This is a genomic window from Aneurinibacillus sp. UBA3580 (assembly GCF_002375825.1).
Classification (GTDB): domain Bacteria; phylum Bacillota; class Bacilli; order Aneurinibacillales; family Aneurinibacillaceae; genus Aneurinibacillus; species Aneurinibacillus danicus.
Map to the genome: position 1 here is coordinate 1 of NZ_DFMZ01000017.1, position 8,369 is coordinate 8,369.

General features: G+C 52.6%; 8 protein-coding genes. All 8 read left to right on the top strand.

The window, feature by feature from the left end:
* Positions 1–21 precede the first annotated feature (21 nt).
* A complete protein-coding gene (locus tag B2899_RS02820) occupies positions 22–237 on the top strand; it encodes a zinc finger domain-containing protein (RefSeq protein ID WP_286883909.1) in 216 nt (71 codons plus the stop codon).
* Between the two features lie 32 nt (positions 238–269).
* The gene (gene lspA / locus B2899_RS02825) at positions 270–737 is read left to right on the top strand and encodes a signal peptidase II (protein ID WP_146808136.1); all 468 of its coding nucleotides are present in this window, start codon (positions 270–272) and stop codon (positions 735–737) included.
* Positions 730–1,659: an RluA family pseudouridine synthase gene (locus tag B2899_RS02830; protein ID WP_286883912.1), complete on the top strand. Its 930-nt coding sequence runs from the start codon at positions 730–732 to the stop codon at positions 1,657–1,659. Before lspA ends, B2899_RS02830 begins: the two co-directional genes overlap by 8 nt.
* A 249-nt stretch (positions 1,660–1,908) precedes the next feature.
* On the top strand, positions 1,909–2,469 hold the full coding sequence (pyrR, locus tag B2899_RS02835) for a bifunctional pyr operon transcriptional regulator/uracil phosphoribosyltransferase PyrR (RefSeq protein WP_146808135.1): 561 nt from the start codon (positions 1,909–1,911) through the stop codon (positions 2,467–2,469).
* A gap of 131 nt (positions 2,470–2,600) precedes the next feature.
* Positions 2,601–3,974: a uracil-xanthine permease family protein gene (locus B2899_RS02840; protein ID WP_286883915.1), complete on the top strand. Its 1,374-nt coding sequence runs from the start codon at positions 2,601–2,603 to the stop codon at positions 3,972–3,974.
* A 205-nt stretch (positions 3,975–4,179) separates the two neighbouring features.
* The gene (locus B2899_RS02845) at positions 4,180–5,478 is read left to right on the top strand and encodes a dihydroorotase (RefSeq protein WP_146808014.1); all 1,299 of its coding nucleotides are present in this window, start codon (positions 4,180–4,182) and stop codon (positions 5,476–5,478) included.
* Positions 5,478–6,581, top strand: a complete 1,104-nt coding sequence (locus tag B2899_RS02850; RefSeq protein WP_146808013.1) for a carbamoyl phosphate synthase small subunit — start codon at positions 5,478–5,480, stop codon at positions 6,579–6,581. The genes B2899_RS02845 and B2899_RS02850 overlap by 1 nt, the downstream gene beginning before the upstream one ends.
* The coding region (gene carB / locus B2899_RS02855) for a carbamoyl-phosphate synthase (glutamine-hydrolyzing) large subunit (RefSeq protein WP_286883923.1) at positions 6,565–8,369 on the top strand (1,805 nt) is incomplete at its 3' end. The genes B2899_RS02850 and carB, both read left to right, overlap by 17 nt.

The window sequence follows — 8,369 nt, forward strand, 5'->3', positions numbered from 1 at the left end:
GCGTAAGAGCGGCTGAAGGAATTGTTTATTACCTCGCATGTTGCGCTGCATCCTTCGTCTGAATCGGCGCCGGAGCATGCTGTACAGCTTGAAGGTCTCGCAGTCGTCGTTACGCCGGCGGAAGGCGAGAAGTGCGAGCGCTGCTGGGTTATCACGCCGGAAGTAGGGCATGATGAAGCTCATCCTACCCTGTGCACACGCTGCGCAACAGTTGTAAAACAGGAAGTAAACGCGTAAGCTTAAGCGCGAAGGCGGGAGGAAATCTGTTGATTTACTATTATGTGATTGCGCTGCTTGTTTTTCTGGCGGATCGCGTGACGAAATGGCTGGTCGTAACCTATATGGAACTCGGCCAGTCCATTCCCTTGTGGGAAGGCGTATTTCATTTGACTTCTCACAGAAACCGGGGAGCAGCGTTCGGGATTTTGCAAAACCAGCGCGCCTTCTTTATTGTGATTACCCTGGCGGTTATTGTCGGGATTGTATGGTATTTACGCAGGGTGTACAAAGAGAGTGCCCTTGTTTCCTGGGCGCTGGCGCTTATCCTGGGAGGAGCGGTCGGCAATTTTTACGACCGTGTACTGACCGGACAAGTGGTGGATTTCTTTGATTTTACGCTGATTCATTTTCCGATTTTCAATGTGGCCGATTCGGCAATTGTTATCGGCGTTGGACTGTTTGTGATTGACGGCTTGCGAGAGCTACTGGTGAACGGACGGGATCGAAAATATGAATAACGAAGAACGCTATGAACGTCATGATTGGACTATAGAGCCGGAAGACGCCGGAGAGCGTGTGGACAAATTTTTGGCCACCGTGCAGGAGGACTGGTCACGCAGTCAACTGCAGGGCTGGATTAAAGATGGCTTGCTTACGGTAAACGGCAAACCGGTCAAGGGAAATTACCGGCTGCAGGAAGACGACGAGGTAGCCCTGACGGTACCGCCGGCGCGCGAAGTCGATATTAAACCGGAGAATCTCCCCCTTGATGTCGTATATGAAGACAGCGATGTCATTGTAGTGAATAAGCCGCGCGGGCTGGTTGTCCATCCGGCGCCGGGGCATTATTCCGGCACGCTGGTCAATGCATTGCTCTATCATTGCCGTGATTTGTCCGGTATCAATGGCGTGCTGCGTCCCGGTATTGTGCACAGGATTGATAAAGATACATCAGGCCTTCTGATGGTTGCCAAAAACGATAAAGCGCATGAATCGCTGGCTCGCCAGCTCAAAGATCATACGGTGACGCGCCGTTATGTGGCGCTTGTGCACGGTGTTATTCCGCATGAGAAAGGCACGATTGATGCACCGATCGGACGTGATCCGAAGAATCGGCAGCAGATGGCAGTCGTTTTTGAACACAGCAAGCCTGCGGTTTCGCATTTTGTCGTGTTGGAACGTTTTAAGAACTACACGCTGGTTGAGCTGAAGCTGGAGACCGGACGTACGCACCAAATTCGTGTCCATATGAAATACATCGGCTATCCACTGGTCGGAGATCCAAAATATGGGCCGAAGAATCCATTTGCGATTGAAGGCCAGGCCCTGCATGCGAAAACGCTCGGGTTTACTCATCCGACAACGGGTGAATACTTGGAGTTTCATGCAACGCTGCCGGCTGATATGGAACAAATGATTACGATGTTAAAACTTGAATAAAAAGGATTGACAGTTTTAAGATTTCATGTCATACTTCATTTAACTAAAAAGCAACCTTTAAATCAGTCCTGTGAGGCTGGCAAGGAAATCGGATGAGTTCGGTAGAAGTATAGGTGAAATTTGTCTCACCTTGTCTTTTGCTGAACCCAAAAAGCTTTCTGCCCCTCGCAGAAAGCTTTTTTTGTGTCTATCTTATAGTTTATGCACAAAATAATTCTAACTCTCAGTTAGGAGGGAAGCATGACGACGATGAGTGAGTGGAAAGAAAAAAACGTACTTCTGGATGAAGCTGCGATGCGACGGGCGCTGACCCGTATCGCCCACGAAATTATCGAGCGCAATAAAGGCGTAGAAAACTGTGTGCTCATCGGCATCCGTACGCGCGGCATCTATCTGGCCCGGCGGTTGGCGGAACGTATTCAACAGATTGAAGGCCAGACTGTCCCGGTCGGTGAGCTTGACATTACGCTTTACCGGGACGATTTGACCCGGAAGCAGGATCAGCCGATGATTAAAGGCAGCGATATTGAGGAAGATATCACGGACAAGAAAGTCATTCTCGTTGACGATGTGCTATTTACAGGCCGGACGGTCCGCGCTGCGCTGGATGCATTGATGGACGTCGGGCGTCCGCAGATGATTCAACTGGCGGTGCTGGTGGACCGCGGACATCGGGAACTGCCGATTCGCCCGGATTATGTGGGTAAGAACGTGCCGACTTCCAAAGAAGAAATGATTGGGGTAGAGCTTGCGGAAGTGGATCATCGCGAGTGTGTGACGATTTTAGAGAAAACAGGAAGGAAGAAGTAGAGATTTGAAGAAAAAGGCGGGTCCCCTTTTTTACTCTCCTGTCTAACCTCTTACCTTCTACATTATTTTCCTGAAAAACCAATACACCTTTAACTCAGCACTGTGAGGCTGGTAAGGAAGGAGAAACAACCATGCCAAAGAAAGATTATGTTGACGTACACGAAACGCCGGCGATTCAGAAACTGATTCCGCTGAGCCTGCAGCACCTGTTCGCCATGTTCGGCGCCACCGTGCTGGTGCCGCTACTGACCGGGCTGGACGTATCGGTCGCGCTTCTGACGAGCGGGATCGGAACACTATTGTTCCTGCTGATTACAAAAGGGAAGCTGCCAAACTATCTCGGTTCTTCCTTCGCATTCATCGGTCCGATTATTACCGTAAGCGCAAGCCATGGTGTCGGTACGGCCATGCTTGGCTGTTTTATCGCCGGCCTGGTATATCTAATTGTGGCACTTATCGTGAAATCAGCAGGAGTTGAATGGCTGAACCGCCTGCTTCCTCCGGTTGTCATTGCTTCGATTATCATTGTCATCGGCCTGAGCCTGTCCGGTGTGGCGGTAGGCTGGGCGCTGAACGACCCGCTGAGCGACGCGGCGAAGCCGGCGTACTCGTTGGGCGCGGTGGAAGTGGCATTCGTGACGCTCGCTGTGACGGTCATCGCGATGATTTTCTTCCGTGGCTTCCTGTCTGTGCTGCCCATTCTCACCGGGATGATAATAGGATATATTTATACGCTGGTTCGCCATCCTGAATGGATTGACTTAACGAGCGTAGCCACGGCCCCGCTCTTCATCACGCCAAGCATGTGGGTGAAAGAGCACTTTGTAACCGGACAAGTGCTGGATGCCTTCACGTCTCCGGCCTCCTGGATGGCAGCGCTCATTATTGCGCCGGTCGCGTTCGTAACGCTGGCGGAGCATATCGGCCACCTGCTGGTGACGGCCAACATCATGAACCGTGATTTGATGCGCGACCCTGGTCTGCACCGTTCGCTCGCAGGCGACGGAGCAGCGGTCGTCTTCGCTTCATTCCTTGGCGGTCCGCCGAGTACGACATATGGGGAAAATATGGGGGTTCTGGCGATTACCAAGGTATACAGCCGCGCAGTTATCGCCGGTGCAGCTTGCTTCGCCATCCTGTTCGCCTTCGTCGGCAAAATCGGCGCATTTCTTATGACAATTCCGAAGCCTGTCCTGGGCGGTGTAACGATTGTGCTGTTCGGTATCATCGCAGCACAAGGTATGCGCATGTACGTAGAGCATAACATCGACTTTGCACATAAGCGAAATATGGTGGTTGCGGCGATTGTGCTTGTAACCGGAATCGGGGGATTCAAATTGGACTTCCACGAAGTAACGTTCAGCAACTTCATTGCCAACTTGACCATCGATAACATTGCGATGGCTACCTTCCTCGGCATTGTGCTGCATGCGGTGCTGCCGGGCAAGGAAGTCGCTTTTGGAGATACAAAAAAAAACGAACAACCGCATAGACAAGCATCATAATCATCCTTTAAAACAGTCCCGTGAGTCTGGTAAGGATGCCGTGATGTATGTGAAGTAGGAGAAGGCGGCCTGTTCCCGCATAAATTTTGGTGCATGGGAAAGACGGGCTCCTTATTTCCGAATGCATATACGACAGGGCTTCTTACCCCGGCAGGACGGTAGGAAGCCTTTTTTATAATCAAAAATTACGCACAGGGGGAGAACCATGGGTACAATTTTGCGAAATGGTCAATTGCTTATAAGTGGAGAGCTGGTAACAAAGGACGTTTTAATCGAGGAAAACATGATCGCCAGGATTGCGGACAGCATTGACGGGGTCGGTCACGAGGTTATCGATGTGCAGGGCAAACTGGTTACCCCGGGCTTTATCGATATGCATGTTCATCTGAGGGAGCCGGGATTCGAAGCAAAAGAAACGATTGCGACCGGAACGGCGTCGGCTGCCCGCGGCGGTTTTACCACGGTAGCATGTATGCCGAATACGCGCCCGGTCACCGATACGCCTGAAGTGGTGCAGCAAATTCTTCGCAAAGCAAAAGAAGAAGGCAGCGCCCGTGTGCTGCCGATAGGTGCCATTACGGTGCGTGAGCTTGGCAAAGAGTTAACCGACATGGCGGCGTTGAAAGAAGCCGGCATCGTCGCCGTATCCGATGACGGGGTAGGCATACAGACAAGTCAAATGATGAAAGATGCAATGAAGATGGCAACGTCGCTCGGTTTGCCGGTAGTAGCGCACTGTGAAGATGACAGTCTGGCTGAAGGCGGATGCGTGCACGAAGGTATATTCAGCGAAAAGCACGGCTTAAAGGGCATCCCGTCGGAGGCTGAATCGATTCATGTTAGCCGCGACATTCTGCTGGCGGAAGCCACGGGTACACATTACCATGTATGTCACATTAGTACCGCCGAGTCGGTGCGTCTCGTTCGGGAGGCGAAACAGCGCGGCGTTCGTGTAACGGCAGAAGTATGCCCGCACCATCTTCTCCTGTGCGATGAAGACATTCCGGGTTTGGACGCCAACTATAAGATGAATCCGCCGCTGCGTTCCCGCCGCGACCGTGATGCGCTGCTTGAGGGATTAAAAGACGGTACAATTGACATGATTGTAACCGACCATGCACCGCATACGGCAGAAGAAAAGCAGCGGGGCATGGAACTGGCGCCATTCGGTATCGTCGGCCTGGAAACTGCGTTCCCGCTTCTATATACGAAGCTGGTGCTGCCGGGCGCATTCACCCTGCAAGAAATTGTCGACCGAATGACGAAAGTGCCGGCGGATGTATTCAATCTGCCATGGGGCGTGCTCGAAGAAGGCGCTGTGGCCGATATAGCGGTGATTGATTTGGAAACGGAAAAAGAAGTAGATCCTACTACATTCTTAAGTAAGGGGCGTAATACGCCATTTACAGGCTGGAAGCTGAAAGGCTGGCCGGTGTTGACCATGCTTGAGGGCCGCGTAGTATGGCAGGCGGAAGAGATGAACAATGAAGGAGCGAGACCATAATGACCAAACAAGCGAGACTCATACTGGAAGACGGCACGGTATTCATCGGGACTTCATTCGGCGCGGAAGAAGAGTCGCGGGGAGAAGTTGTATTTAACACCGGAATTACCGGCTACCAGGAGGTACTGTCTGACCCGTCGTATTGCGGACAGATTGTTACGATGACCTATCCGATGATCGGAAATTACGGGGTAAGCCGCGATGACTTCGAATCCATTCGCCCGTTTGTACACGGGTTCGTCGTACGGGAACACTGTGAAGTGCCAAGCAACTGGCGCAGCGAGCAGACGATTGCCTCTCTTCTCAAAGAATATAACATCCCTGGCATCGCTGAAGTCGACACGCGCAAGCTGACACGGATCATCCGCCAGCATGGTACGCTTAAAGGCATTATTACGACTTCAGATGAGCCGGTGGAGGCGTTGCTTGAGAAACTTAAGGCACCGCTGATGGAAGACCAGGTGGCCCGCGTGTCTACGAAGAACTTATTCCCGGTGCCGGGACGGGGTCCGCGTATCGTGCTTGTGGATTTCGGTGCGAAATACGGCATCCTGCGCGAGTTGACCAACCGGGGCTGCGATGTGATTGTCGCTCCGTACAATGTTACGGCTGATGAAATTCGTCGCATCCGTCCGGACGGAATTCTGCTCTCGAACGGACCCGGAGATCCGAAGAGCGTTCCGGAGGCCATCCATATGATTCAAGAGATTCTTGGCGAGTACCCGCTGTTCGGTATTTGCCTGGGACATCAACTGTTCGCGCTGGCGTGCGGCGCCGACACGGAGAAGCTGAAGTTCGGGCACCGCGGTGGCAATCATCCGGTTAAAGAGCTTTCAACCGGCCGTACACACATCACTTCACAAAACCACGGCTACACCGTGACCGCCGATTCGGTAATGAATACGGACCTGGAAATCAGCCATATTGCGTTGAATGATGGCACAGTCGAAGGGCTTACACATAAAAAATATGCGGCATTCTCTGTGCAGTATCATCCGGAAGCCGCGCCGGGACCATATGATTCGAACTATTTGTTTGACCATTTTCTGGAACAGGTAACCACATTCGTAAAGGGGGAAAAAGCGCATGCCGCGACTCGATAACATCAAGAAGATTCTTGTCATTGGTTCTGGTCCGATCGTCATCGGTCAGGCCGCGGAATTCGATTACGCCGGGACCCAGGCTTGTCAGGCGTTAAAAGAAGAGGGGTATGAAGTCATCCTGGTCAACAGCAATCCGGCGACCATTATGACCGATACCAACATGGCAGACAAAGTATACATCGAGCCGTTGACGAAAGAGTTTGTGGCGCGCATCATTCGCCAGGAGAAACCGGACGGTCTGTTGGCTACGCTTGGCGGACAGACGGGTCTGAATCTCGCCATTGAACTCGATGAAGCAGGTATCCTTGAAGAGGAAAATGTGCTGTTGCTCGGCACAGATTTAGAAGCAATCAAAAAAGCGGAAGATCGTGAGCTGTTCCGCAGCCTCATGCAGGAAATCGGTGAACCGGTGCCTCCGAGTGATATCATTCATACGGTGGAAGAAGCGTTGGCGTTCGCCGAGCGCATCGGCTACCCGATTATCGTTCGCCCCGCGTACACGCTGGGTGGTACGGGCGGCGGCATTGCAGCCGATGAGGAAGAACTGCGCGAGATTGTGGCCAGCGGTTTGAAGTACAGTCCGATTACGCAATGCCTGGTCGAAAAAAGCATTGCCGGTTTTAAAGAAATTGAGTATGAAGTGATGCGCGACGCAGTTGACAACGCCATTGTCGTGTGTAACATGGAAAACATCGACCCGGTCGGCATCCATACAGGCGACAGTATCGTAGTGGCGCCGAGCCAGACGATTTCGGACCGCGAATACCAGATGCTGCGTTCCGCGTCGCTGAAAATTATCCGCGCGCTTAACATCCAGGGCGGATGTAACGTGCAACTGGCGCTCGACCCGAACAGCTTCCAATACTATGTCATTGAGGTAAACCCGCGCGTGAGCCGTTCCTCCGCGCTGGCGTCCAAAGCGACCGGCTATCCGATCGCGAAGATGGCGGCGAAGATTGCCGTCGGCTATACGCTGGATGAGCTGAAAAACCCGGTTACCCAGCAGACGTACGCCTGCTTCGAGCCGACGCTGGACTATATCGTTACAAAGATTCCGCGCTGGCCGTTCGATAAATTTATCTCCGCCAACCGCAGGCTGGGTACGCAGATGAAAGCGACCGGTGAAGTCATGGCCATTGGACGTACGTTTGAAGAATCGCTGCACAAAGCAGTTCGTTCTCTTGAAATCGGTCTGCATAGCCTGGAGCTGCCGGAAGCGAAAGAAGTAAGTCAGGAAGAGTTGGAACGCCGCCTGGTGAAAGCGGACGACGAGCGTCTGTTCCTTATCATGGAAGGATTGCGCCGCGGCATGACGGAAGAGCGAATCCATGAGCTGACGAAAATCGACTACTTCTTCCTTGCGAAGTTCGGAGGTATCGTCCGCTTTGAGAAAGAAATGGAGGAAGCGGTGATTTCCCGCACATTCGACAGAAACATGTTGCGCCGGGCAAAGCGGATGGGCTTCACCGACCGCCGCATCGCGGAAGTAACCGGAATTGCGCTCGCCGATATTGAAGCGCAGCGTAAGGATGCTGGCATCATCCCGGTATACAAAATGGTTGATACGTGTGCGGCCGAGTTCGAAGCCGCAACGCCATACTACTACTCAACGTATGAAGATGAAGACGAGCGGGAGGAAACAGGCAAACCGCGCGTCATCGTACTTGGCTCCGGCCCGATTCGCATCGGTCAAGGCATCGAGTTTGACTACTCCACCGTACACGCTGTCTGGGCGCTGAAAGAAATGGGCTATGAAGCGGTTATCGTCAACAACAACCCGGAGACGGT